Raw genomic sequence first — 25,919 nt, 5'->3', positions numbered from 1 at the left:
TGCCCAACCCGACGCGAGGAGGAAACATGCCGTCCGCTGTGCAGGTCAGGACGACCGGTGGTCCCGAGGTACTGGAGGTCACCGAGGTCGAGGTCGGCTCGCCCGGTGCCGGTGAGCTGCTGGTGGACGTGGCCGCGGCCGGCGTCAACTACATCGACACCTACCAGCGCCAGGGCATCTACCCGATCGAACTGCCGTTCGTGCTCGGCCTGGAGGGCGCGGGCACCGTGGCCGAGGTCGGCGACGGCGTGACGGCGTTCGCCCCGGGTGACCGCGTGGCCTGGCAGGGCTCGCTGGGCAGCTACGCGGCGCGCAAGCTGGTACCCGCGGCCGTCGCCGTGAAGGTGCCCGCCGGGGTGTCCGACGAGGTCGCCGCCGCCACGATGCTGCAGGGCATCACCGCCCACTACCTCGTGCGCTCGACGTACGAGGTCAAGCCGGGCGACGACGTGCTGGTCCACGCCGCGGCCGGCGGTGTCGGCCTGCTGCTGGTGCAGCTGGCGAAGGCGCGGGGCGCACGCGTGATCGGCACGGTGTCCACCGAAGAGAAGGCCGAGCTGGCCCGCGGCGCCGGCGCCGACCACGTGATCCGCTACGACCGCGAGGACTTCGCCGAGGTCACGCGCGAGCTGACCGACGGCGAGGGCGTGCACGTGGTCTACGACGGCGTCGGCAAGGACACCGTCGACGGCAGCCTGGCCAGCCTGCGCATCCGCGGCATGCTCGCGCTGTTCGGCGCGTCCAGCGGCCCGGTGCCGCCGATCGACCCGCAGCGCCTCAACTCGGGCGGCTCACTGTTCCTGACCCGCCCGACGTCCGGCCACTACGTCCGCACGCGCGAAGAGCTCGACTGGCGCGCGGACGAACTGTTCGCCGCCGTGACCGACGGTTCGCTCGACATCCGCATCGGCGGCCGCTACCCGCTGGCCGACGCCCGCAAGGCGCACGAAGACCTGCAGGGCCGCCGGACGACCGGGAAGCTGATCCTCGTCCCGTGACGCGATCCGCCGGGCCAGGTGGGTGCCTGGCCCGGCGGTTCAGCGCTGCTTGGGCTGCTTGGGCTTCTTGGGCTGCTTCGGGTTCTTCGGCGTCTCGGGTGGCCGTTCCGTGACGGAGACCGCCCGCCAGTGGAAGCCGTCCTGCTCGGCGCGCTCGACGGTGAACTCGACCTCGGCACCGGCGCTCAGCCGCCGGAACCCGGGCATGTCCACGTGCGAGTAGTGGGCCCAGACCTGCTCGGGCACCGTCCGCGACTCCAGCACGCCCCAGCCGTCCTCGTCGTGCCAGAGCACGACCCAGCCGCGGTGGACGGTGCGGGCCACGGCTCAGCTCTTGTCGTTCGGCACCGTGACGGCGTCGGTGACGAAAACGAGGGTCTCGTTCGGCGCGATGCCGTTGCCGCCCTGACCGTAACCGAGGTCGGGCGGGATGATCAGCAGCCGGCGCCCGCCCTGCTTGATGCCGACGAGGCCCTGGTCCCAGCCGGGGATGACCTCGCCCGCGCCGAGCGTCAGGTCGAAGGTCTGGCCGCGGTCGAACGAGCTGTCGAGCTTCTGCTTGTCCGACCAGGTGACCAGCGAGTAGTTCATCGACACTTTCTGGCCGGCCTTCGCGCCGTTACCGGTGCCCGCGACCAGGTCCTTCGTGATCAGCTTCTTCGGCGGATCGCAGTCGTCCGGGATGGTGATCGTCGGCGCCTGGCCGAAGGTCCCGGTGGTCTTGATGTCGTCCGCGGTGCACTCGCGGCCCTTGGTCCCGGCGGCCTGCGCGGCCGAGCTCGACGGCGCGGCGGGCGCGGACGGCTGGGACGGCTGCTGGGCGCTCGCGCTCGTCGAGTCGTCACCGCACGCGGACAGGCTGAACGCCGCGGCCACCGCCACGGCGCCCACGGAGGCGATCTTGCCGATTCTCTGCATGCCCGGCACCCTAGCCAAGCTCTGCCAGGGCCGGTACGACGTCACCGGTCTGGACCACGCCGAGCCGCTGGGTCGCCCGTGTGAGGGCCACGTAAAGGTCGTTGAGCCCCCGCGGTGAGGCCGCGACGACCTCGTCCGGTGCGACCAGCAGAACGGCGTCGAACTCGAGGCCCTTGGCGCGCTCGACCGTGAGCACGCTCACGCGTTCGTCAGGCGTCAGCACCGCTTCCACAGCCGCGAGCCGGGCCGCCGGTGTGAGCACGGCCACGGTGCCACCGTCCACTGCGGACAGCTCCTGCGCGACGAAGCCCGGCAGATCGGCGTCGAGGTCGCTGGTCGCCTTCGACCAGGGCGCCACCCCTGTCTCGCGCACCGACGCCGGGGCCGCGAGGTCCACGTCGAGCTCGGTCAGCACGCGCGCGGCCACGGCCATGATCTCGGCCGGGGTGCGGTAGTTCACGGTGAGCTGCTCCAGGCGCCAGCGGTCGGCGACGTAGGGCGAGAGGACCTCGTCCCACGTGCGGGCTCCCCCGGCCGCACCGGTCTGCGCGACGTCGCCCACGAGCGTCATCGAGCGGTTCGGCGAGCGGCGCATGAGCAGCCGCCAGTCCATGGCGGACAGTTCCTGGGCCTCGTCCACGATCACGTGGCCGAACGTCCACGTGCGGTCCTGCGCGGCGCGCTGGGCGGCGGTCAGCTCGCTGCGCTCCTGCTGGCGTTCGGCGAACAGCTCGGCGTCGAGGACGTCGGACACCCGCAGGATCTCCTCGTCCTGGATCTCCTCGTCCTGCTCCAGGATGTGGAGCACGCCCTCGGCGTACGCGCGCTGCACGCGGTCGCGGCGGCGGCGCTCGGCGCGTTCCTCGCTGTCGTCCTCGCCGAGCAGCTCGGCCAGCTCGTCGAGCAGCGGCACATCGGCAGGCGTCCACTTGGCGTCGCGGCCGCTCTCGAGGTGCGCGCGATCGGCCTCGGACAGCAGCTTGCCGGCGGCGCGATCGAGGTGTTCGCGCTCGGCGAACAGGTCGTCGAGCAGGCCTTCCGGGGTCAGTTTCGGCCACAGCTCGTTGACGGCGGCGGCGATGGCGGGGCTGGCGGCGAGCTCGGCGCGGATGTCCTGCACGTCCTGCGCGTCGAGCAGGTCCTCCCCCAGCTTGCGGGCGGCCTGGCGGGTGAGCGCGTCGAGCACGTCGGACACGAACAGGCGCCGCGCGAGGTTGTGGGGCCGGCGCGAGCGGCGGGCGCGGGTGCGGGCTTCGACGCAGGTCTTGCGGTCGAGCTTGAGGATCTCCCGCTCGTGCTCGATCTCCACCACGGGCTCGGGCACGCGCTGGCGGTCGCGCACGGCGTTGGCGAGCACGTCGGCCATCACCAGGCGCCCCTTGACCTCCGCGGCCTCCGGCGGCTCGACACCCTCCGCGTCGAGGCCCGGGTAGAGCTGCCCGATCGTGGCGAGGAGCACGCCGGTCTCGCCCAGCGACGGGAGGACCTGGCCGATGTAGCGCAGGAACGTGCTGTTGGGTCCGACCACGAGCACGCCGCGCGTGGTGAGCTGCTGGCGGTGCGTGTAGAGCAGGTACGCGGCCCGGTGCAGCGCGACGGCGGTCTTGCCCGTGCCCGGCGCGCCCTGCACCACCATCACCCCGCCGAGCGGCGCGCGGATGATCCGGTCCTGCTCGGCCTGGATCGTCGCGACGATGTCGCTCATCTCGCCCGTGCGCCGCCGTTCCAGCGCGGCCAGCAGCGCCGCCTCGCCCGCCAGCCCGAGGTCCTGCCCCTGGTCGGCGGCGGACAGGTCGAGGATCTCGTCGTCGAACCCCGTCACCTTGCGGCTCAGCGACCGCAGGTGCCGCCGCCGGCGCACCCCGTCCGGCGAGGCCGCCGTGGCGAGGTAGAACGGCCGCGCGACCGGCGCCCGCCAGTCCACCAGCAGCGGCTTGTAGTCGTCGTCCTCCTCGAACAACCCGAGGCGGCCGATGTAGGTCGTCTCTTCGGCGCTCTCCGGCACGAAGTCGAGGCGGCCGAAGCACAGCCCCTGCTCCACCGACCCGAGCTGCGCGAGGCGGTCGGAGTACAGCGTGGTGGCGACGTCCCGCTCGGTGCGCGCCTGCGGGGTACCGCCGGTCTGCCGCAACGTGGTGTCGAGGCGCCGCTGCGCCTCCACCCGCTCGGCGTCGAGCTTCGCGTAGAGCGTCGTGACATACGCCTGCTCACGCGCCAGCTCGGCGGCGTGCTCGGGCGTACCGTCCTCGAGGGCGCGGTCTGCTTCCCGGTCCGGGGACACGGACAAGTGAGATCCTGCTTTCGCATCGGGAGAAGGCGGCGGACAGCCGGAAAACCACAACGGCCAACCAGACTACGCCATTCCCGAGCGCGGCTCAGGCCGTTCAGGCGCCGTGGAGCGTGCGGAACAGCTCACTTTCGCGCGACTCCGGACTGACGAACACCGGCGAACTCACGTTGTAGACATCGCCCGGGTCGCCGTAGTAACCACCCGCGACGACGAGCACACTCGTGAACGACCGCGGCTGCAAGTACTCACGGATGTCGGCGTCGCTGCCGGGCCGCTCGACCAGCTCGACGCCCCGCCGCTCCAGCTCTGCGGCGACGTCGGCGAACGCCACCGGCCCGGAGAACGGCCCGTACCGCTCGACGAGCACGGGCTCGGGGGTGACGCCATGGGTGAGCCGGTGGGCCTGCACGGAGAGGTGGTGACCCGACCACGGCCGGTCCGCCGAGGCGCGGTCCCACGAGAACTCGACGAGACCGAAGTCGTACCAAAGCCGACGCGGGTGCCGGTTCTCCCCGGAGTCGTCGCCGAAGAAGGCGACGACCCGTTCGGGGGACCAGGTGACGTCGGCACCGAGCACGGCGCCGGTCTCGAGAACGTCGGCCAGGAAAGCAGCCGGACTCAGAACGGCAAGCCGAGCGTCGGCAGTCCGATCGCCGAGTCCACCGCCAGTGCGACGAACACGATCATCAGGTACGTGTTCGAGCGGTGGAACAGCGACATGGGCTTCGTCTCCTCGCCGCGGCGGACGGCGGCCTGGAGGCGGTGGGCGTAGAAGAGGAACCAGGCGCCCGCGAGGACGGCGAAGGTGGCGTACAGCCAGCTCGTCACGGGGAGCAGCAGGAGGGTCCAGGCGACCATCACCCACGAGTAGATGACGATCTGCTTGGCGACGTGCTGCGGGGTCGCCACGACCGGGAGCATCGGGACGCCCGCGCGTTCGTAGTCTTCGCGGTACTTCATGCCCAGGGCCCACGTGTGCGGGGGCGTCCAGAAGAAGATGACGCCGAACATGACGAACGCGGGCCACTGCACGGTGCCGGACACCGCGGCCCAGCCGATGACCACCGGCATGCAGCCGGCGGCGCCGCCCCAGACGACGTTCTGCGACGTGCGCCGCTTGAGGCCCAGGGTGTACACGAAGATGTAGAAGAGGATCGTCGCGATCGCGAGGATCGCCGACAGCAGGTTCACGGTGAAATACAGCACCGCGAACGAAGCGACGCCGAGCACGAGGCCGAAGATCAGCGCGTTGCGCCGCGGCACCGAGTCCTTCACCAGCGGGCGCTTCTTGGTGCGGTTCATCACCTTGTCGATGTCCGCGTCGATCACGCAGTTGAGCGCGTTGGCGCTGCCGGCCGCCATCGTGCCGCCCACGAGCGTGGCGAGCACGAGCCACGGCGACGGGATCTCGCGCCCCGCGAGGAACATCGCCGGGATCGTGGTGACGAGGAGGAGCTCGATCACCCTCGGCTTCGCGAGCGCGGCGTAAGCGCCGACCACCTGGCGGACAGTTCGCCGGGCACCACGCGGTCGTTCACCGGTCGGGTGTTCGGCGCTGGTGTTCTCACTGCGTCCGTGCGCAGCGTTCACCAACGACATTTCACTCCCAAGGTCAGTTCGGGGCCGGGTGGCGATCCGGAAGACCGCGATGGAACTGGTGAAGCTCCCGGACCAGGCCCGCGCTCGATGTTAGACGTGGCGAATCCGCCTGCGTGATCGAGGGTCCTCGACACGCCACGCCTGTCTTCTGCGTCACGCCACCGGGTTCACCCGCGACGACCACGGCGGCGCACGGTGTGTCCGGAAGGACCGGTCGTGGTGTCCGGCGGGTCCGGTCGGTCCCCTCGATCGTCCCTTTTGCACGGTCCGTGACCAGCGGCGGACGGCAAGCGACCCGCATGGGCGGGATCACCTGCCCGGTGGGGACGGGCACGGCTGTCGCGGCTGCCCGGAGCACACCCCACGCACTAGGCTGTCGCGGACGGGCCGCGTGGCACCCCGGCGCAGTGCTCCCAGCAGGAATATCGTCCCTTCGGGATCGATTGAGATTACTGGCAGTGCGCACCGGCTACACCATGACGGAAAGCAAGCGACAACCTCAGGACGGGGAGTTCGAGTTCAGTGTCCGAAACCGCCTCTACCAGCGAGAACAACCCTTTGCTCCGGCGTGACGTGCCCGCCGACTGGACCGGGACCGACTCCCGCGCCGTCGACACCGTCCGGGTCCTCGCCGCGGACGCCGTCGAGAAGGTCGGCAGCGGTCACCCGGGCACCGCGATGAGCCTCGCCCCGCTCGCCTACACGCTGTTCCAGCGGACCATGCGCCACGACCCGGCCGACCCGCACTGGCGCGGCCGCGACCGCTTCGTCCTCTCGGCCGGGCACTCCAGCCTCACCCTCTACATCCAGCTGTACCTCGCCGGCTACGGCCTCGAGCTCGAGGACCTCAAGCAGCTGCGCACGTGGGGCTCGCTGACCCCGGGCCACCCGGAGTACGGCCACACCAAGGGCGTCGAGACCACCACCGGCCCGCTGGGCCAGGGCCTGGCCAACGCGGTGGGCATGGCGATGGCCGCCCGTCGCGAGCGCGGCCTGCTCGACCCCGACGCCGCGCCCGGCGAGAGCATCTACGACCACCACATCTTCGCGATCGCCTCCGACGGCGACATCGAAGAGGGCGTGACGTCGGAGGCCTCGTCGATCGCGGGCCGCCAGGAGCTGGGCAACCTCATCGTCTTCTGGGACGACAACAAGATCTCCATCGAGGACGACACGAACATCGCGCTGTCCGAGGACACGGTCAAGCGCTACGAGGCCTACGGCTGGCACACGCAGGTCGTCGAGGGCGGCGAGAACGTCACCGCGATCGAGGAGGCCATCAAGGCCGCCAAGGCGGAGACCGGGCGCCCGTCGTTCATCGCGGTGCGGACGATCATCGGCTACCCGGCGCCCACGAAGATGAACACCGGCAAGGCCCACGGCGCCGCGCTCGGCGCCGACGAGATCAAGGCCGTCAAGGAGATCCTCGACTTCGACGTCGAGCGCACCTTCCAGGTCGACGACGAGGTCATCTCCCACACCCGCAAGGCCCTGGAGCGCGGCAAGCAGGAGCACGCCGCCTGGCAGGAGCGTTACGACGCGTGGGCCGAGGCGAACCCGGAGCGCAAGGCGCTGGCCGACCGGCTCGCCACCCGCACGCTGCCCGAGGGCTTCGCCGACAATCTGCCGCACTGGGACCCGGACCCCAAGGGCATCGCGACCCGCAAGGCCTCCGGTGAGGTCCTCAACGCGCTGCGCGACCCGCTGCCCGAGCTGTGGGGCGGCTCCGCCGACCTGGCGGAGAGCAACAACACCACGATGAAGGGCGCCGACTCGTTCGGCCCGGCGAAGGCCACCACGGCGGCCTGGAACGCCAACCCGTACGGCCGGACGCTGCACTTCGGCATCCGCGAGCACGCGATGGGCTCGATCCTCAACGGCATCGCCCTGCACGGCGGCACTCGCCCGTACGGCGCGACGTTCCTCATCTTCTCCGACTACATGCGCCCGCCGGTCCGGCTCGCGGCGCTGATGGGCCTGCCCACGCTCTACGTGTGGACGCACGACTCCATCGGCCTCGGCGAGGACGGCCCGACGCACCAGCCGATCGAGCAGCTCTCCGCGCTGCGCGCGATCCCGGGCCTCAACGTCGTCCGCCCGGCGGACGCCAACGAGACCGCCTACGCGTGGAAGGCCGTGCTGGAGGACGTGCACCACCCGTCGGGTGTCGCGCTGACCCGCCAGAACGTGCCGGTGCTCGAAGGCACGAGCGCGGAAGGCGTGAAGCGCGGCGGCTACGTGCTCGAGGACGCCTCGAACGGCGCCCCCGAGGTCGTGCTGATGGCCACCGGTTCCGAGGTCCAGCTGGCCGTCGCGGCCCGCAAGACCCTCGAGGCCGACGGCGTGCCGACCCGCGTCGTGTCGATGCCGTGCGTCGAGTGGTTCGACGCGCAGGAGCAGTCCTACCGCGACGCCGTGCTGCCGCCGGCCGTCAAGGCGCGGGTGTCCGTCGAGGCGGGGGTCGCGCAGTCGTGGCACCGCTTCACCGGTGACGCGGGGGTGAACGTTTCGATCGAGCACTTCGGTGCTTCGGCCGACGCCGCCACACTGTTCCGTGAGTTCGGGTTCACCCCGGAGCACGTCGTCGAGGCCGCCCGTCGCTCGATCGCCAACACCAAGAACTGAATTTCTGAAGGGACGGAAAAGAGTCATGAGCAGCACTGACCGGCTCGCGCAGCTTTCGGAGGCGGGCGTCTCCATCTGGCTGGACGACCTCTCCCGCGAGCGCCTCAGCACGGGCAACCTCGCCGAGCTCATCCGCGACAAGCACGTCGTGGGTGTCACGACCAACCCGACGATCTTCGCCAACGCCCTGTCCCACGGCGCGGCGTACGACGCGCAGGTCAAGGAGCTGGCCGACCGCGGCGCGGACCTCGACGGCACCGTCCGCGAGCTGACGACCACGGACGTGCGCAACGCCGCCGACCTGTTCCGCGACGTCTACAACGCCACCGACGGCGTCGACGGCCGCGTCTCCATCGAGGTCGACCCGCGCCTGGCGCGCGACACCGACAAGACGATCGCCGAGGCCAAGGACCTGTGGAAGGCCGTGGACCGGCCGAACCTGATGGTCAAGATCCCGGCCACCGACGAGGGTCTGCCCGCCATCACCGCGGCGCTGGCCGAGGGCATCAGCATCAACGTGACGCTGATCTTCTCCGTCGAGCGCTACGCCCAGGTCATCGACGCGTTCTTCGCCGGCCTGGAGCAGGCGAAGGCCAACGGCCACGACCTCAAGGGCATCCACTCGGTCGCGTCGTTCTTCGTGTCCCGTGTGGACACCGAGGTCGACAAGCGCCTGAACAAGATCGGCACCGACGAGGCCAAGGCTCTGCTCGGCGAGGCCGCGATCGCCAACACCCGGCTCGCCTACGCCAAGTTCGAGGAGCTCTTCGCGAGCGACCGCTGGAAGGCGCTGGCCGCCGCCGGCGCCAACGCGCAGCGTCCGCTGTGGGCCTCGACCGGCGTCAAGGACCCGGCGTACTCCGACACCCGCTACGTCGACCAGCTCTTGGTCCACGGCGTCGTGAACACGATGCCGGAGAAGACCATGGACGCGGTGGCCGACCACGCCGAGCTCACCGGTGACACGGTGACCGGCCGCGGTGCCGAGGCGCAGGGCGTGTTCGACAAGCTGAGCGCGGCCGGCATCGACGTGCCGGACGTGTTCGTGGTCCTCGAGACCGAGGGCGTCGAGAAGTTCGAGAAGTCCTGGCAGGAGCTGCTCGAGACGGTGACCGGCCAGCTGAACAAGGCGAAGGGCTGAAGCCAGACCATGACAGGGGACGAAACCGGCGTCGAGCTCGTCGACGCCGAACTGGCAGGCAAGGCGGCGCCGCTGGTCGAGCGCCTCGTCGCCGACCAGGCCGCGTCGAAGCTCGCCGCGCAGGACGCGACGCTGTGGGGACCGGACGCCGAGTCCGAGGCGTCGATCCGGCTCTCGTGGACGTCGCTGCACAAGTCGTCGCGGCCGCTGATCGGTGAGATCGAGGCGCTGCGCACAGAGCTGCAGTCCGAGGGCGTGGACCGCGTGGTGCTCGCCGGCATGGGCGGTTCGTCGCTCGCGCCGGAGGTCATCGCGGGCACCGCGGGTGTCGCGCTGACGGTGCTCGACACGACCGACCCGGGCCAGGTGGCCGACGCGCTCGCGGGCGACCTCGAGCGCACGGTGATCGTGGTGTCGTCGAAGTCGGGCGGCACCGTGGAGACCGACAGCCACCGGCGCATCTTCGCGAAGGCCTTCACCGAAGCGGGGATCGACGCGGCACGGCGGATCGTGGTCGTGACCGACCCGGGCTCGCCGTTCTCGGAACTGTCCGAAAAGGAGGGTTACCGCAAGACCTTCCTGGCCGACCCGCACGTCGGCGGCCGCTACTCGGCGCTGACCGCGTTCGGCCTCGTGCCGGCCGGTCTCGCGGGCGCGGACATCGCGCGCCTGCTGGACCAGGCCGCCGCGGTGGCCGAGACGCTGGGCTCCGACTCGGCCGACAACCCGGCGATCAAGCTCGCGGCCGCCTGGGCCGCCGCCCACGAGGGCGGCGCCGAGAAGGTCGTGCTGGCCGACACCGGTTCGGGCATCAAGGGCTTCCCGGACTGGGCCGAGCAGCTGATCGCGGAGTCGACCGGCAAGCTGGGCACCGGCCTGCTGCCCGTGGCCGTCGAGGGCCCCCAGGCCCCCGGCTTCGCCGACGCGAAGGCCGACGCGACCCCGGTCGCCGTCGGTGCTGCCGAAGGTGCCGCGAAGATCTCGGTGACGGGCCCGCTCGGCGCGCAGTTCCTGCTGTGGGAGTTCGCGACCGCGCTCGCCGGCCGGCTGATCGGGATCAACCCGTTCGACCAGCCCGACGTCGAGGCTGCGAAGAAGGCCGCGCGCGCGTTGCTCGACGAGCCGGAGAAGCTGTCCGGCAAGGAGACTCCGGCCACTGTGGACGGTGCCGTCGAGGTCTTCGGTTCGGAAGGCGTTGTCACGGAAGGAAAGCTGGTGGACGTGCTGCGCGCGTTCTTCGGCTCGGTCGCCGACGGCGGCTACTTCGCGGTGCAGGCGTACCTCGACCGGCTCGACGACGCGTCGACCTCGCTGCTGCGCGGCGAGATCGCCAAGCGCACCGGCGTGCAGACGACGTTCGGCTGGGGACCGCGGTTCCTGCACTCCACCGGGCAGTACCACAAGGGCGGCCACCAGAACGGCAGCTTCCTCCAGATCACCGGCGCGGTCGCCGAGGACCTGGCTGTGCCGGACCGCCCCTACACCCTGGGACAGCTGCAGCACGCGCAGGCTCTCGGCGACGGTCAGGTCCTCGCCGAGCACGGCCGCCCCGTGCTGCGGCTGCACCTGACCGACCGGGCCGCCGGGCTGGCCGAGCTCGTGCGGGCCGTACAGGAGGCCGGCGAGTGACGACCTGGCAGAACCCGCTGCGGGACCCGCGCGACAAGCGCCTCCCGCGCATCGCGGGCCCGTCGAGCCTGGTGATCTTCGGGGTCACCGGCGACCTGGCCCGCAAGAAGCTCATGCCCGCCATCTACGACCTGGCCCACCGCGGCCTGCTGCCCGCCGGCTTCTCGCTGGTCGGGTTCGCGCGCCGCGACTGGGAGCACCAGGACTTCGGCGAGCTGGTGCACGACTCGGTGCGCGAGCACGCGCGGACGCCGTTCAAGGAGTCGGTCTGGAACCGGCTCGCCGAGGGCATCCGCTTCGTGCAGGGCACGTTCGACGACGACGACGCCTTCGACCGCCTCGCCCAGACGGTCAAGGACCTCGACGCCGAACGCGGCACCGGCGGCAACACGGCGTTCTACCTCTCGATCCCGCCGGGCGCGTTCCCGGTGGTGACCAAGCAGCTGGCCCGCTCGGGCCTCGCCGACACCGACGCCACGACCTGGCGCCGCGTGGTGATCGAGAAGCCGTTCGGCCACGACCTCAAGAGCGCCAAGGAGCTCAACGGGATCGTGAACGACGTCTTCCCCGAGGAGTCGGTGTTCCGCATCGACCACTACCTCGGCAAGGAGACGGTGCAGAACCTGCTGGCGCTGCGCTTCGCCAACCAGATGTTCGAGCCGATCTGGAACGCCAACTACATCGACCACGTGCAGATCACCATGGCCGAGGACATCGGCCTCGGCGGCCGCGCGGGGTACTACGACGGGATCGGCGCCGCGCGCGACGTCATCCAGAACCACCTGCTTCAGCTGCTCGCGCTGACCGCGATGGACGAGCCGCTGTCGTTCGAGCCGAAGGCGCTGCGCGCGGAGAAGGCGAAGGTGCTGGCGGCGACCATGCCGATCCGGCCGTTCGACGAGACCACCGCGCGCGGGCAGTACGCCGGCGGCTGGCAGGGCGGCATGAAGGTGCCGGGCCTGCTGCAGGAAGCGGGCTTCGCGAAGGACTCCAAGACCGAGACCTACGCCGCGGTGACGCTGGAGGTGCAGAACCGCCGCTGGGCGGGGGTGCCGTTCTACCTGCGCACCGGCAAGCGGCTGGGCCGGCGCGTCACGGAGATCGCCGTGGTGTTCAAGCGCGCGCCGCACCTGCCGTTCGACTCCACCTCCACCGAGGAGCTGGGCCAGAACGCGCTGGTCATCCGCGTGCAGCCCGACGAGGGCATCACGCTGCGGTTCGGCTCGAAGGTGCCGGGGACCACGATGGAGGTCCGCGACGTCACCATGGACTTCGGCTACGGCCACGCCTTCACCGAGTCCTCCCCCGAGGCGTACGAGCGGCTGATCCTCGACGTGCTGCTGGGCGAGCCGTCGCTGTTCCCGGTGAACGAGGAGGTCGAGCTCTCCTGGGAGATCCTCGACCCGATCCTTGAGCACTGGGCCAAGGAAGGCGCGCCCGAGCAGTACGCGCCGGGTACTTGGGGCCCGCAGAGCGCTGACGAAATGCTCGAGCGTACGGGCCGGAACTGGAGGCGTCCGTGATCATCGACCTGCCATCCACCACGACTTCGCAGCTGAACAAGAAGCTGGTGGAGATCCGCGACCAGGGCGGTCAGGTCGCGCTGGGCCGGGTGCTGACCCTGGTCATCGTGGCGGACGACGACGCCAAGCTCGAGGAGGCCATCGAGGCCGCGAACCACGCCAGCCGGGAGCACCCGTCGCGCGTGATCGTGGTCGCGAAGGGCGTCCGCACGGCGGCTCCGCGCATCGACGGCCAGATCCGCGTGGGCGGCGACGCCGGCGCGAGCGAGGTCATCGTGCTGCGCCTCTACGGGCCGCTGGCCGCGCAGGGCCAGAGCGCGGTCGTGCCGCTGCTGCTGCCCGACGCGCCGATCGTCACCTGGTGGCCGGGCGCGGGCCCGAAGGCCCCGGCGGAGGACCCGCTGGGCCAGATCGCGCAGCGGCGCATCACCGACTCGGCCGCGGAGAAGAGCCCCATAAGGGCTCTGACCACGCGGGCCAAGGCCTACGTGGAGGGCGACACCGACCTGGCGTGGACGCGGCTGACGCACTGGCGTGCGCAGCTCGTGTCGGCGCTGGACCTGCCGCCGTACGAGAAGATCACGAGCGCGACCGTGACCGGTGAGGCCGACTCGCCGTCCACGGAGCTGCTGGCGGGCTGGCTCGCCGAGTACCTCAAGGTGCCGGTGAAGCGGATCAAGAGCTCCAGCGCGCAGGGCATCATCTCCGTCGAGCTCGAACGGCGTTCGGGCGCGGTGGAGCTGACCCGGCCCGACGGCCGCGTCGGCACGCTGACGCAGCCGGGCCAGCCCACGCGGCGCATCGCGCTGCAGCGGCGGAGCAACCCGGAGTGCCTCGTGGAGGAGCTGCGCCGGCTCGACCCGGACGAGGTCTTCGAGGCGGCGCTGCACGGGCTGCCCAAGATCGCCTCGCCGACAACGGCGGCGAAGGCGACTTCGGCTGCTTCTGCGGCGGCGAAGCCGAAGGCCGCGGCGGCCAAGGCCCCGGCGAAGAAGGCCGGCAAGGCCAAGGCGGAAAAGAGCGCTTCGTGAGCCGCACGGAGGTCGTCGTCTACGAGAACGCCGACCTCCTGGCGGCGGCCGCGGCGGCGCGGCTGGTCACCCGGATCGTCGACGTGCAGGCGGCCAAGGGCTCGGCCTCGGTCGTGCTCACCGGCGGCGGCACGGGCATCGCGGTGCTGGAGGAGCTCAACCGCTCCAGCGCGCGCGACGCGATCGACTGGTCGCGCCTGGACGTCTACTGGGGCGACGAGCGGTTCGTGCCGGCCGACTCCGACGAGCGCAACGAGAAGGGCGCGCGCGAGGCCCTGCTGGACCACGTGCCGCTCGACCCGAAGCGCGTGCACGTGATGGCGCCGTCGGACGGCGAGTTCGGTGCCGACGTGGACGCCGCGGCCGCGGCGTACGCGGAGGTGCTGGCCTCCCAGGCGGGCCCGGACGAGGGCGGCGTGCCCGCGTTCGACATCTGCCTGCTCGGCCTCGGCGGGGAGGGGCACACCGCTTCGGTGTTCCCGGACTCCCCCGCCGTGCACGAGACGCGGCTTTCGGCGGTGGCGGTGCGCGACTGCCCCAAGCCGCCGCCGACGCGCATCTCGCTCACGCTCACGGCCATCCGCCGCGCGCGTGAGGTGTGGCTGATGACCGCGGGCGAGGCGAAGGCCGAGGCCGTCTCGCTGGCTCTCGCGGGTGCGCCGGAGGTGCAGGTGCCCGTTTCGGGTGCCCGCGGCTACCGGCGGACGCTGTGGCTCCTGGACCGCACTGCGGCCGGGAAGCTGACGAAGGTGTACGAGCCGCCGACCGCGTGACGCTCGCTGGTTCTCGAAGGCCGCTCCGGGTTCGCCCGGGGCGGCCTTTTTCTGTCGCCGGGCAGCTGTTTCGCGACTGTTTCGCGGCCCTGACCGTGGGTTTCAGGGCCCGCTCGACCGGATGACGCGCGCCACCCGTAAGCGTGAAGATCATTCATCTGCCGAACGGAGCAGTGACCACTACTCCATCGAGCGGCTCACCAGTATGTGGGATCACCCGTAGGGTGAACGTAGGGTGTTGTGATCGACACGAGGTGACGTCAGACTTCTTTTCGTCACTCGAATGCCGTAGTGATGGAGATCAGACGACCAAATTTGTGGGTGCGGGTGAAACTTACCGTCGTCACACGTCTCTTCGTTAGCATCCGCACATTTGTTGCCCGCCGCGCGTCCCGATCGGGTGCCCGGCGCATCTCATCATCAAGTCCACAAGACGAATGGGGTCGCCGCATGAGCACTGAGGGACTCTCGATTCCAGGAATCTCGATGGGCAGCCCCGGCGCGGGGGCGGCCGATCGGGTCCGGCGGTTCAGCCTGCGCGGCGTGTTCGCTTCGCTGCGCCGGCCGATCGCGACGACGGTCGGGGTCGAGGCCGTCGCCGTGCTGCTGGCTGTGCTCGACGTGTGGCTGGTGATCCCGCCGAAGGCCCCGCCGTACTCGATCTACCTGTCGGCGGCCGCGTGTCTCGCGGTGGTGCTGCGGCGGAAGCTGCCGTTCCTGGCCGTGATCCTCGCGGTGCCCGGTTTCCTCGCCGGGTGGGCGCAGCTGGCGTCGATGATCACGCTCGGCACGCTCGCGACGAAGCGCCAGATCCACTGGCAGACCTGGGTGGGCGCGGGACTGGTCTTCACCTGCCGGTTCGTGCAGTGGCCGCTGGACGACTTCGCCCAGCTCAGCTGGCGCGAGCACGTGCTCGACGGCATCTACGGCGTGCTCGTGGCGGGTATGCCGATCGCGATCGGCCTGCTGATCGGCGCCCGCGCGGAGATCTCCGCCAAGCTTGCCGAGCTGGCCAAGAGCCGCGACCGGGAACGCCGCTTCCACGCCGACGCCGTGCGCGCCGAGGAGCGCGCCCGCCTGGCCCGCGAGATGCACGACGTCGTCTCCCACCAGATCACCCTCATCGCCATGCAGGCCGGCGCGCTGCAAGCCCAGGCCACCGACGGCCCGGCGCTGCAGACCGCGCAGGTCATCCGCCAGCTCTCGACCCGCACGCTCGAGGAGCTGCGTTCACTGGTGAGCGTGCTGCGCTCCGGCGCCGAGGACGACGGCCCGCGCCCCGGCATCGGCGAGCTCGACCACCTGATCCGTACCGCCGACGTCCCAGTGCACCTGACCGTGGAGCGCCTGCCGGACACCGTGCCGAGCCAGGTGTCGGCCGCCGCGTACCGCACCGTGCAGGAGTGCCTCACCAACGTCCACAAGCACGCCCCCGGCGCCACCGCCACCATCCGCATCCAGGGCGGCAGCGGCGCCCTGAACATCGAGGTCCGCAACGAACGCGCCGAGCGCGCCGGCGAACACCTCCCCTCGGGCGGCCACGGCCTCACCGGCCTCGCCGAACGCGCCCGCCTGCTGGGCGGCAGCTTCGAAACCTCGGACACCGAAGACGGCGGCTTCCGCGTGCGGGCCCGGTACCCGCTGGACCGCTGACCCACCGACCTTCCCCGGTCCCCCGTAGGCCGAAGGGGTGGCCCCGCGCGCGAGCCGCGATCCGGCTGCGGTCGGGTGCCACCCCTTCGCCGCGTCCTGGGTGCTTTGTCGCTCGCGACTTTCGTGGCTTGGGCGGCACGATCGCTGTGGCCTACCGCCTAATACTGCAACGACACTTCGTGATGGCCGCGTCGTCGGTAGTGGCTAGTACGTGCTCGGGCTTGGCTGGAGCGTCGCCATCGTGACCAGTGCATCGCATGCTGGATTGTGTGGCGGATCGGTGCGGTGACGCGGTTGAGCAGTTTGCGGATTTCGTTGGACGTGAGCGGTATCAGACCGGGTGCGGATCCCCTTTTTTCGCGGCGTCTCGGGTGATGACGAGGAATGCCGCCGCCGCCATGGAGAGGGTGATGTGCCGATACCATGCTTGGTATCGGCGGACCTGGTAGTGGTCGAGCCCTGTTTCGTTCTTCGCGGTTTGAAAACTTTCTTCGATTGCCCAGCGGGTTCCGGCGACGCGCACCAGTTCTTGGAGGTCGGTTGCGGCGGGGCCGAAGCAAATGTAGTAGGCGATCTCGGTGGGGTCGCTGACTGAGCGGCGGGCCAGCAGCCAGTGGCCGACTTCTGGTCGGCGCAGGGGGCGGATGTCGACGGCGGCCCAATCGTAGATCCGTTGCCCGTGGGCGCCATCGCCGCAGGACAGACGTTGCCAGGTGGCCGGGTCGACGTCCGCGATGACGGCGTGGACACGCCGCTGCCGCAGATCCATGGAAATCACCATCTGGGACTTGGGCACTGCGAGCACATGCGCGATGTCGTGTTCTTCCAGCCAGAGCCGTAGCCGCCCGACCTGCCCATAGGCTTCATCGGCGGTGAACCATGCAAACGGGATTCTCGCGGCGAGCGCGCGTTCCACCATCAGTTGTGCCAGTTCGGGCTTGGTCGCGAATCCGACGTCGTCGGGAATACCGGCTGCAGCGCACCTTCCCCGATCCGCGATCCACTCTTTCGGCAGGTACAACTCGCGATCGATCAAAGCCCGCCCCCGATCCGAGGCGTACGCCAAGAACACGCCGATCTGCGAATTCTCGATCCGCCCAGCCGTGCCCGAATACTGGCGCGCCACGCCGGCGGATTTCGTGCCCTTCTTCACGAATCCGGTCTCGTCGGCGATCAACACGCCACGTTCGGCGTCCCCGAGCACGTCGACCACCGCAGTGCGCACATCATCACGCATGCCCTCGGCGTCCCAGGCGTAGAAGTTCAGCAGCCGCTGCATGCCCTGCGGACCCGTCTCACCGGCCATCTCTGCCAGGGTCCAGCCGTTCTTGCGCTCGGCTTCCGCCAGCAGCCCCCGCAGGTAGGAAACCATTTGCCGCCGCGGCTCCACCCGCGAAAACCGCTCCGCGAACCGCCCCGCGAACGCAGCGAAACGCGCCGACCAGTCCGTCACCATCTCCAGCACACAAGATCAACTACACGACCGTCGAACCCGAGCCTAACCGACACGCCGGTCGATTCATAACGAAGTGTCGTTGCAGTACTAACCCGGTCGCGGCGGCGGGTTAGTGGACGCCGCGGTCCTCACCCAGCGCGAGCCGGCGAGCAACGGAACCGCCCTCGCCCATACCGCACCCACACGACCCCTACATCCGGCAACAACGCCTTCAGCGGGAACCCGCTCCACCCTGCGACGTACGGCCGGCGACGGCCTCACCCAGCCGCGGCTCGGGCGCTCCGCGGGATTTTGCCCCCAGGCCTCACATCTAGAGAAACCCCTCGCCCTCCCAAGGGGCTGCCCATGTCCGTTCTATCGAGCACTCCGACGAGAACCGACCAAAGGTCACTGAGGGCCCGATTTGTGCACAACTCGGGCATAGTGTGGATTACTGGCGCTTATGACCCAGAGGCTTTGCCTGAGAAGGGGTTCCGCCTGCTCCGCACCGGAGGCAGCCGCCCCGGACACAGGCACACCGGAACCATCCGCGCTGGACGCGACCGAACCGAAGCCAGGCGCACCGCACTCAGCCGCGGCCCGGCGCACCGCACCACCCGTCGCCGGTGTGCCGGAAAGGCCCCAGAAACGCGAAAACCACCGGCCAGAGCCGAACCGAATCGGCCTGGTCGGTGGTCTCCGACGGGGAAAAGCTAGATCAGTTCCCGGCGCTGGCGCAGACGCTCGAGGGCCTCGGCGAGGATCGCTTCGCCGTCGGCGTCGCTGCGGCGCTCCTTGACGTACGCGAGGTGCGTTTTGTAGGGCTCGGTGCGGGGCGCGGCGGGCGGGTTCTGCTCGTCCTGTCCGCCGGGCAGACCGCAGCGCGGGCAGTCCCACTCGTCGGGGATTTCGGCCTCCATCGCGAACGACGGGCGGGCCTCGTGGCCGTTTGCGCACCAGTAGGAGATCCGGCGCCGCGGCGCCGACTCACCCCGCTCCGATTCGCCCGAAGGACCGGCACCCACCCGGGTGCCTCGAATCGCGTTACCGCCAACCATGAATCCTCACACCTAGGAATCGGCGGCGCGCCCCCCAATAGGCACGCCGATGCACACGGAGCCCCTGACTCGCCGGCCCCGAGCGGGGAGTCCGGTCAGACCTTGAGCAGCAGGCCGAGGCCCACGATGCTGATCAGCCAGATGGCACCCAGCAGCAGGGTGATCCGGTCGAGGTTCTTCTCGGCCACGCTCGAGCCCGAGAGGCTGGACTGCATACCGCCGCCGAACAGCGACGACAGACCGCCACCCCGGCCGCGGTGGAGCAGCACCGCCACGACCAGCAGCACGCTGGAGACGATCAACAGAATTTGCAGGAACAGCTTCATGTCATCCTCTGTGCTCATCGGAGAATGCAGGGGTACGGCTCGAATATCACCGTACCCCTGGACTCGTCCACTGCTGTGTGACGGACCGGATACACAGGTTACCCGGTAGTGGCCTCGATCAGGGCAGGGGGCCACCCGCCGCGAGTGCGCAGAGTTTGGTGAACTCGTCACCGTCGAGACTCGCGCCACCCACGAGAGCACCGTCGATGTTCTCGCAGGCCACCAGCTCGCCCACGTTGCCCGACTTCACCGAACCGCCGTAAAGCACCCGAACGGCCGAAGCGACCTCGTCGCCGTACTTCTCCGCCAGCGCCGTGCGGATGGTCTTGCAGACCTCCTCGGCGTCGGCCGGCGTCGCCACCTTGCCGGTGCCGATGGCCCACACCGGCTCGTACGCCACGACGACGTCCTTGACCTGCTCGGCCTTGAGCCCCTTGAGGCCCTCGATGAGCTGGTTCGTCGCGTGCGCGTGGTGCTCGCCGGCCTCGCGGACCTCGAGCTTCTCGCCGACGCACAGGATCGGCGTGATCCCGTGCTTGACGGCCGCGCGCACCTTCTTGTTGACCAGCTCGTCGGTCTCGGCGTGGTATTCGCGCCGCTCCGAGTGGCCGATGGCGACGAAGGTGCAGCCCAGCTTCGCGAGCATCGGGCCCGACACCTCACCGGTGTAGGCACCGGAGTCGTGCGGGGACACGTCCTGCGCGCCGTAGGTGAGCGACAGCTTGTCGCCGTCGGTGAGGGTCTGCACGCTGCGGATGTCCGTGAACGGCGGCAGCACCGCCACGTCCACCTTCGCGTAGTACTTCTCCGGCAGCGCGAAGGCGATCTTCTGAACCAAGGCGATGGCCTCGAGGTGGTTCAGGTTCATCTTCCAGTTGCCGACGATCAACGGCTTCCGTGCCACTAGTGCTTCTCCTCCAACGCCGAGACGCCGGGCAGTTCCTTGCCCTCCAGGTACTCCAGGGAGGCGCCGCCACCCGTGGAGATGTGGGAGAAACCGTCCTCGGGCAGGCCCAGCTGCCGCACCGCGGCGGCGGAGTCGCCGCCGCCGACCACGGTGAACGCGTCGCTCTTCACGAGCGCCTCGGCCACAGCACGGGTGCCGCCCGAGAACGCCTCGAACTCGAACACGCCCATCGGGCCGTTCCAGAACACGGTGGCCGCGTCGGCCAGCTTGCTCGCGAACAGCTCGCGCGAGGCCGGGCCGATGTCGAGGCCCTGGCGGTCGGCCGGGATCGCCGTGGCCGCGACGACCTCGTTCTCGGCGTCGGCCGCGAACTCGGTGGCCGCCAGCACGTCGACCGGCAGCACGAGCTCGACGCCGCGCTTCTGCGCTTCGGCGAGGAAGCCCGACACCTGGTCGAGCTGGTCGGCCTGCAGCAGCGACTGGCCCACCTCGTGGCCCTGGGCCTTGAGGAAGGTGTAGGCCATGCCGCCGCCGATGAGCAGGCGGTCGACCTTCGTCAGCAGGTTGGCGATCACGCCGAGCTTGTCCGACACCTTCGCGCCGCCGAGCACCACCACGTAGGGGCGCTTGACGTCGTCGGTGAGCTTCTTCAGCACGTCGAGCTCGGCCAGCACGAGGCCACCGGCGTAGGCCGGCAGCACCGCGGCGATCTCGTAGACCGAGGCCTGCTTGCGGTGCACCACGCCGAACCCGTCGGACACGAACGCCCCGCCGGGGACGAGCGCGGCCAGCTCGGCGGCCAGCTCGGAGCGGTCCACGGCGTCCTTGCTGGTCTCGCGCGCGTCGAAGCGCACGTTCTCCAGCAGCGCGACGCCGCCGTCGGCGAGCCCGCCGACGAGCGCCTTGGCCGAGTCGCCCACGAGGTCACCGGCGAGCGGGACCTCGGTGCCGAGCAGCTCACCGAGCCGCTTCGCGACGGGCGCGAGCGTGTACTTCGGGTCGGGCTCGCCCTTGGGGCGGCCCAGGTGCGCCGTGACGACGACCTTGGCGCCCGCGCCGGCGAGCTTCTCGATCGTCGGCAGGGCCGCGCGGACGCGGCCGTCGTCGGTGATCCGGTCCCCGTCGAGCGGGACGTTCAGGTCGCTGCGCACGAGTACGTAGCGGCCGTGAACGCCTTCGCTCAGCAGGTTTTCGAGGTTCTTGACCGTCATCGGGTTCAGGAGAGCTTCGAACCGACGAGCTTGACCAGGTCGGCGAGGCGGTTGGAGTAGCCCCACTCGTTGTCGTACCAGCCGACGACCTTGACCTGGTTGCCGATGACCTTGGTCAGCGGCGCGTCGTAGATGCAGGACGCCGGGTCGGTGACGATGTCGGCCGACACGATCGGGTCCTCGTTGTAGCGCAGGTAACCCGACAGCGGGCCTTCGGCGGCGGCCTTGTACGCGGCGTTGACCTCTTCCAGCGTCGCCGACTTGGTCAGCGTGACGGTGAGGTCGGTGGCCGAGCCGGTCGGCACCGGGACGCGCAGCGCGTAACCGTCGAGCTTGCCCTGCAGCTCCGGCAGCACCAGGCCGATGGCCTTCGCGGCACCGGTCGAGGTCGGCACGATGTTCAGCGCGGCGGCGCGGGCGCGGCGCAGGTCCTTGTGCGGCGCGTCCTGCAGGTTCTGGTCCTGCGTGTACGCGTGGATGGTGGTCATCAGGCCCTGCTCGATGCCGAACGCGTCCTGCAGGACCTTGGCCAGCGGGCCGAGGCAGTTGGTGGTGCAGGAGGCGTTGGAGATGATGACCTGCGAGCCGTCGTACTTGTCGTCGTTGACGCCCAGCACGATGGTCAGGTCCTCACCCTTGGCGGGCGCGGAGATGATGACCTTCTTGGCGCCGCCGGCGATGTGGGCCTTCGCGGCGTCGGCGTTGGTGAAGAAGCCCGTCGACTCGACGACGACGTCCACGCCCAGGTCGCCCCACGGCAGGTTCGCCGGGTCGCGCTCCGCCAGGGCCTTGATGGTCTTGCCGTCGACGACGATGCCGTCGTCGCTCAGGCTGACCTCGCCCGGGAAGCGGCCCAGGATGGAGTCGTACTTGAGCAGGTGGGCCATCGTCGCGACGTCGCCGAGGTCGTTGAACGCGACGACCTCGATGTCGTGACCGCTCGCCTTCACGGCGCGGAAGAAGTTGCGGCCGATCCGGCCGAAGCCGTTGACACCTACGCGAACGGTCACTGCTGCCACTCCTCTTGTTTTTCGAACCGAGGCCCACGCCCCGGAAGACTTCCGGGCTCGGCGCAACCCTAGCGTGCGGGCGCGGTCGACCCTGACTGCCCCGACGAGACTTCCACCACTGCGCCGAACCGTCAAGAATCGATTAAGAAGCCAGCTCACGAGCTTGCGACAGGTAATCCGGCGGTGTCACAGGAGGGGTGCGGACCAGTCGCTTGATCGGTCTTGGTGCCGTGGTTCACGCGGCGGCCTGAGGGGTTGTGGAGTCCGGAAGGTCGGGATCGGGGTGGGGCGGGCCGGGCGCGTGGTGAGCGAGACACGCGGGGGCCGCCCCCTGGCGGTGGGTGTCAGGTGAGTGGGCGGGTCACCTAGGCACGGGTCGGCGTTGCGTCGGTCCGGAGGGCGGCGGGTCGCGCTGGAATCCGGGCGCTGCGGCCAGCCGACTCCGCCAGTGCCGACCGCCGGGCCCACCGCTCGCAGGCGCTTCGCGAGACAACCCGTCACGCCGGCGGCCATGCCCGCACACAGCGGGCCGAGCCGGGAAACCGGGCGTCGCGGCCAGCCGGCTCAACCGCCGCCGACGCCTGGGCCCCTGACTGTCCGGCACTTCACGAGGCGACCGGCCACGCCGGAGCCAATGCCCGAACACAGCCGGCCGCGCCGAAAACCCGGCGCCGACGCCCAGGAACCTGGCTGTCCGGTACTTCACGAGGCGACCCGCCTCGCCAGCGGAAAACGGCCGAACGCGGCGGGTCGCGCTGGGAATCCGGAGGCCTGCGGCCCGCCGACTCAGCAAGTGCCGATCGTCGGGCCCACCGCTCGCTGACACTTCACGAGGCGACCAGCCACGCCGGTGGCCACGCCCGCGCACAGCGGGCCGCGCCGGAAACCCGGCGTCGCGGCCAGTCGGCTCAGCAAGTGCCGACCGCCAGGCCCGCCGTCGCGGGCACGTCGCGAGACGACCCGCCGCGCCAGCGGCCACGGCCGCACACAACGGGCGCGCCGGAAACCCGGCGTCGCGGCCGGCCACGCCGGTGGCGATGCCCGAGCGGCCGGGGCTGATCGGCGGCGCGGTCAGGTGGACAGTTCGCGTTCGGCCGCGGTGCGGAACTTCGGGACCACGCGGGTCTCCCCCAGCCACGTCGTCAGCCGGGCGGCTTCGGCTTCCAGGGCGGCCGTGCGGTCGGCGCCGACGTCTTCCAGGAGGCGGAGCGCGACCTCGCCGGTGGGGCGTTGAGCCCAGGCGCCGACGACGCGGCCGTCGCACCAGGCGGTGGGGCCGATGTTGCCGCTGCGGTCGAAGAGGGCGGGGCGGTGGGGGCCGAGGTACCAGTCGCGGGTGGACCAGCCCATGGGTGTCGGGTCGAGGGCGGGCAGGAGGGCGACCCAGGGAGCCGGTTCGGGGACGGGCTCGAGGTCGTCGGCCAGTACGACGCCGGGTTCGCCGTCGAGGTCGACCTCGGCGGGGGCGACGGCGGCGAGGGCCTGTTTGGTCTGGGCGGCCGTCCAGCCGGTCCACCAGCGCAGGTCGGCGACGGGTGCCGGGCCGAAGGCGTGGAGCCAGCGTCGCGCGAGTTCGGCGCGGGCGTCGGCGGGCGGGATCGGGGGCAGGCCGCCGGGAAGCCAGCCGTCGAGCGGGGCCCAGTGGTACTGCGTGCTGAGCCAGCTGCCGCGCGGGCGCCCGCGCACGATGCGGCCGTCGACTGCGAGCTGGAAGAGCACGCGACTGGTGACGTTGCCGATCGCCGCGTACGGCTTGCCCTTGGCCATGTGAAGCTGCTGGCGCAGGCGCGGTTCGTCGTCGACCAGGTCCTGCGCCGTCGCGGATCCCCTGGCGCGCAAGGCTTTCTCGACGCTCGCGGCGACGTCGGCGAGCCAGCCCGGCGGATCCTCGACGTTGGTGGGGTGCCCGACCGTGCCGAGGTGCTGTTCGAGCAGTTTCCGTTGTTTCACCGCGATATCGCTCGCACAACCGGCCTGGACGACCGCCGCCGTGGCCACGTCGGCGACGAACATCGTGCGGCGCATGCCCAACAGCCGCACCAACGTCCGGTCCTCGTACAGCGCGCGCTCGACATCGGCCACGCCGACGTCCGGCACCCGCGCCCACGCCGCGAAGAACACCGACGCCGGGTCGGTCGCGTGCAGGGCGACGACCCCGGCGGCGGCCTCCTCGACGGTGGCCGCGGGCGCGGCGAGGTGGTGGCGCACGCCGAGCCGGGCGCGGCGCTGCGCGAGGGAGATCTTCACGGGTTCGTTGTACCAGCGGGGTCCGACAAAAACGTCTCGTCCCGGCCCGGCAGCGCGTTCTACGCTCGGGAGATGGTCACGCCTGCGCACTTCGCGGCCTTCGCCGCCCTGACGTTCCTCATGGTCGTGGTCCCCGGGCCCAGCGTGCTGTTCACCATCAGCCGCGCGCTCACCGTGGGCCGCCGCGACGCGCTGCTCACGGTGCTCGGCAACGCCACCGGCGTCTACACGCAGGTGGTGGCCATCGCATTCGGGCTCGGCGCGGTCGTCACGACGTCCGCCACCGTGTTCACCGCGATCAAGCTCGCGGGCGCGCTCTACCTCGTCTACCTGGGCGTGCAGGCGATCCGCAAGCGCCGCAAGCTCGCCGACGCCATGGCCGCCGCCGTGCGCACCACCCCGGGCCGCACCCTGACCGTGCTGCGCGACGGCTTCATCGTCGGCTTCGCGAACCCCAAGTCCATCGTCTTCCTGGCAGCGCTGCTCCCCCAGTTCGTCGACCCGGCCGCCGGCTCCGTGCCCGCGCAGATGCTGCTGCTCGGCCTTTGCCTGCCGGTGATCGCGCTCGCGTCGGACACCGCGTGGGCCCTGGTCGCCGGCACGGCCCGCACGTGGTTCGCCCGCTCGCCCCGCCGCCTCGAACTCGTCGGCGGCACCGGCGGCCTGGTGATGATCGGCCTCGGCGCGACGCTCGCGTTCACCGGCCGCAGGGACTAACCCAGCGCGGCCACCAGGTCGCCGTGCCACGAGGTGGGCAGGCCGTCCGGCGAGACCACCACCTGGTCGGCACCCGCGGCCAGGTATTCGCGCAGGCGGGTCACCACCGTGTCGAAAGAGCCGTGGACGGTGACGCCGTCGACGAGGCGGTCGGAGAGGTCGGTGACGTCCGCGTCGGTGAAGCCCATGCGGCGGAAGTTGGCGGCGTAGCAGGGGACGCCTGCCAGGAAGCGCAGTGAGCCGCCGCGCAGGGTGTCGCGGGCGCGGGCCGGGTCGGGATCCGCGGTGACGGTGACCAGCACCGCCAGGCGGGTGCCGGCGCCGAGGAGTTCGCGTGCCGAGGCGACGTAGTCCGGCGTGACGAGGAACGGGTACGCGGCCGAGGCGCGGTCGCGGGCCAGTTCGAGCATGCGGGGGCCCAGGGCGGACAGCACGCGCTGCGAGGCGGGGACCGCGGGGTCCAGCTCGTCGAGGTACGCCGAGAGCGTCGCGAGGGGGCGGGGGCCGTGGGCGCCGCCGAGGCCGGGGAGCCAGCGGCCGGGGTGTGTGGCCGCCAGTGAGCGGTAGGTCGCGGCCACGTCGGCGGCCGGGACGCGGTCCACCGAGAGGATCCCGTTGACGACGGTGATCCGCCGCGTCGCGCGGACGAGGTCGGGGACGAGCGCCAGGTTGTCGCCTTGGCCGCCCGGCACCCACAAGGTGGCGTAGCCGAGTTCCTCCAGCCGCACGGCCGCGTCGACCGCGGCGGCCGAGTCCGTGGTGTCGAACGCGGGTATCGCGGCGCCCAGTGGGCCCAGTTCGCTCATGCCGGGGGCAACTCCCGCGCCC

Annotated in this window: 22 protein-coding genes; 9 read left to right on the top strand and 13 right to left on the bottom strand. The window is 70.8% G+C overall.

Going from position 1 to position 25,919, the window contains the following annotated elements:
• The first annotated feature begins 26 nt into the window (after window positions 1–26).
• On the top strand, window positions 27–998 hold the full coding sequence (locus ACQPXB_RS14950) for a quinone oxidoreductase family protein (RefSeq protein ID WP_432852328.1): 972 nt from the start codon (window positions 27–29) through the stop codon (window positions 996–998).
• A gap of 39 nt (window positions 999–1,037) precedes the next feature.
• Here ACQPXB_RS14950 and ACQPXB_RS14945 read toward each other — a convergent pair whose 3' ends face one another.
• From ACQPXB_RS14945 to ACQPXB_RS14925, 5 genes are all read right to left on the bottom strand, one after another.
• Window positions 1,038–1,322, bottom strand: a complete 285-nt coding sequence (locus ACQPXB_RS14945; RefSeq protein WP_432852325.1) for a cold shock domain-containing protein — start codon at window positions 1,320–1,322, stop codon at window positions 1,038–1,040.
• 3 nt (window positions 1,323–1,325) lie between these two features.
• Complete coding sequence (locus tag ACQPXB_RS14940; RefSeq protein WP_432852322.1) at window positions 1,326–1,916, bottom strand: FKBP-type peptidyl-prolyl cis-trans isomerase; 591 nt, start codon at window positions 1,914–1,916, stop codon at window positions 1,326–1,328.
• A gap of 10 nt (window positions 1,917–1,926) precedes the next feature.
• On the bottom strand, window positions 1,927–4,197 hold the full coding sequence (locus tag ACQPXB_RS14935; RefSeq protein ID WP_432856635.1) for a HelD family protein: 2,271 nt from the start codon (window positions 4,195–4,197) through the stop codon (window positions 1,927–1,929).
• A 103-nt stretch (window positions 4,198–4,300) separates the two neighbouring features.
• Window positions 4,301–4,783, bottom strand: a complete 483-nt coding sequence (locus tag ACQPXB_RS14930) for a hypothetical protein (protein WP_432852319.1) — start codon at window positions 4,781–4,783, stop codon at window positions 4,301–4,303.
• A 41-nt stretch (window positions 4,784–4,824) separates the two neighbouring features.
• Window positions 4,825–5,805 (bottom strand): heme o synthase, encoded by a 981-nt coding sequence (locus tag ACQPXB_RS14925; RefSeq protein ID WP_360596563.1) that lies wholly within the window; start codon window positions 5,803–5,805, stop codon window positions 4,825–4,827.
• Window positions 5,806–6,327: 522 nt separating this feature from the next.
• Between ACQPXB_RS14925 and tkt the strand changes: the two genes are divergently transcribed.
• From tkt to ACQPXB_RS14890, 7 genes are all read left to right on the top strand, one after another.
• Complete coding sequence (tkt, locus tag ACQPXB_RS14920) at window positions 6,328–8,430, top strand: transketolase (RefSeq protein ID WP_366583287.1); 2,103 nt, start codon at window positions 6,328–6,330, stop codon at window positions 8,428–8,430.
• Window positions 8,431–8,455: 25 nt separating this feature from the next.
• Entirely contained in the window at window positions 8,456–9,571 is a 1,116-nt protein-coding gene (gene tal / locus ACQPXB_RS14915) for a transaldolase (RefSeq protein ID WP_366583286.1), read from the top strand.
• Between the two features lie 9 nt (window positions 9,572–9,580).
• On the top strand, window positions 9,581–11,200 hold the full coding sequence (locus ACQPXB_RS14910) for a glucose-6-phosphate isomerase (protein WP_386951471.1): 1,620 nt from the start codon (window positions 9,581–9,583) through the stop codon (window positions 11,198–11,200).
• Window positions 11,197–12,723, top strand: coding sequence for a glucose-6-phosphate dehydrogenase (zwf, locus tag ACQPXB_RS14905; RefSeq protein ID WP_364047691.1), 1,527 nt, complete (start codon window positions 11,197–11,199; stop codon window positions 12,721–12,723). The genes ACQPXB_RS14910 and zwf overlap by 4 nt, the downstream gene beginning before the upstream one ends.
• Window positions 12,720–13,754: a glucose-6-phosphate dehydrogenase assembly protein OpcA gene (opcA, locus tag ACQPXB_RS14900; RefSeq protein WP_366583284.1), complete on the top strand. Its 1,035-nt coding sequence runs from the start codon at window positions 12,720–12,722 to the stop codon at window positions 13,752–13,754. Before zwf ends, opcA begins: the two co-directional genes overlap by 4 nt.
• Window positions 13,751–14,527 (top strand): 6-phosphogluconolactonase, encoded by a 777-nt coding sequence (pgl, locus tag ACQPXB_RS14895; RefSeq protein ID WP_366583283.1) that lies wholly within the window; start codon window positions 13,751–13,753, stop codon window positions 14,525–14,527. Before opcA ends, pgl begins: the two co-directional genes overlap by 4 nt.
• 450 nt (window positions 14,528–14,977) lie before the next feature.
• Entirely contained in the window at window positions 14,978–16,180 is a 1,203-nt protein-coding gene (locus ACQPXB_RS14890; RefSeq protein ID WP_386951465.1) for a sensor histidine kinase, read from the top strand.
• Window positions 16,181–16,511: 331 nt separating this feature from the next.
• Here ACQPXB_RS14890 and ACQPXB_RS14885 read toward each other — a convergent pair whose 3' ends face one another.
• The 7 genes from ACQPXB_RS14885 to ACQPXB_RS14855 all read right to left on the bottom strand — a co-directional run bounded on the left by ACQPXB_RS14885 (window position 16,512) and on the right by ACQPXB_RS14855 (window position 24,374).
• Window positions 16,512–17,636 carry an IS701 family transposase gene (locus ACQPXB_RS14885; RefSeq protein WP_432856633.1) on the bottom strand — a complete coding sequence of 375 codons (1,125 nt, stop codon included), beginning with the start codon at window positions 17,634–17,636 and terminating at the stop codon, window positions 16,512–16,514.
• Between the two features lie 692 nt (window positions 17,637–18,328).
• A complete protein-coding gene (locus tag ACQPXB_RS14880) occupies window positions 18,329–18,673 on the bottom strand; it encodes an RNA polymerase-binding protein RbpA (protein ID WP_220238699.1) in 345 nt (114 codons plus the stop codon).
• Window positions 18,674–18,768: 95 nt separating this feature from the next.
• Window positions 18,769–18,999, bottom strand: coding sequence for a preprotein translocase subunit SecG (secG, locus tag ACQPXB_RS14875; RefSeq protein WP_220238698.1), 231 nt, complete (start codon window positions 18,997–18,999; stop codon window positions 18,769–18,771).
• A 118-nt stretch (window positions 19,000–19,117) separates the two neighbouring features.
• Complete coding sequence (gene tpiA / locus ACQPXB_RS14870) at window positions 19,118–19,903, bottom strand: triose-phosphate isomerase (protein ID WP_432852311.1); 786 nt, start codon at window positions 19,901–19,903, stop codon at window positions 19,118–19,120.
• The gene (locus ACQPXB_RS14865; RefSeq protein ID WP_432852308.1) at window positions 19,903–21,117 is read right to left on the bottom strand and encodes a phosphoglycerate kinase; all 1,215 of its coding nucleotides are present in this window, start codon (window positions 21,115–21,117) and stop codon (window positions 19,903–19,905) included. Before ACQPXB_RS14865 ends, tpiA begins: the two co-directional genes overlap by 1 nt.
• A gap of 5 nt (window positions 21,118–21,122) precedes the next feature.
• Entirely contained in the window at window positions 21,123–22,127 is a 1,005-nt protein-coding gene (gene gap / locus ACQPXB_RS14860; RefSeq protein WP_326833958.1) for a type I glyceraldehyde-3-phosphate dehydrogenase, read from the bottom strand.
• A gap of 1,071 nt (window positions 22,128–23,198) precedes the next feature.
• Window positions 23,199–24,374 carry a winged helix DNA-binding domain-containing protein gene (locus ACQPXB_RS14855; protein WP_432852304.1) on the bottom strand — a complete coding sequence of 392 codons (1,176 nt, stop codon included), beginning with the start codon at window positions 24,372–24,374 and terminating at the stop codon, window positions 23,199–23,201.
• A 72-nt stretch (window positions 24,375–24,446) separates the two neighbouring features.
• Between ACQPXB_RS14855 and ACQPXB_RS14850 the strand changes: the two genes are divergently transcribed.
• Complete coding sequence (locus tag ACQPXB_RS14850) at window positions 24,447–25,091, top strand: LysE family translocator (RefSeq protein ID WP_366583279.1); 645 nt, start codon at window positions 24,447–24,449, stop codon at window positions 25,089–25,091.
• Here ACQPXB_RS14850 and ACQPXB_RS14845 read toward each other — a convergent pair.
• The gene (locus tag ACQPXB_RS14845; protein ID WP_432852300.1) at window positions 25,088–25,897 is read right to left on the bottom strand and encodes a TIGR03620 family F420-dependent LLM class oxidoreductase; all 810 of its coding nucleotides are present in this window, start codon (window positions 25,895–25,897) and stop codon (window positions 25,088–25,090) included. The two genes, ACQPXB_RS14850 and ACQPXB_RS14845, sit on opposite strands and share 4 nt — an antisense overlap.
• Between the last annotated feature and the right edge of the window lie 22 nt (window positions 25,898–25,919).

Origin of the sequence: Amycolatopsis sp. CA-161197 (assembly GCF_050942255.1) — a bacterium.
In the GTDB taxonomy this organism is placed as follows: Bacteria; Actinomycetota; Actinomycetes; order Mycobacteriales; family Pseudonocardiaceae; genus Amycolatopsis.
The sequence above is the reverse complement of the archived record's forward strand: the minus strand, read 5'-3'. Positions and strand labels throughout refer to the sequence as shown.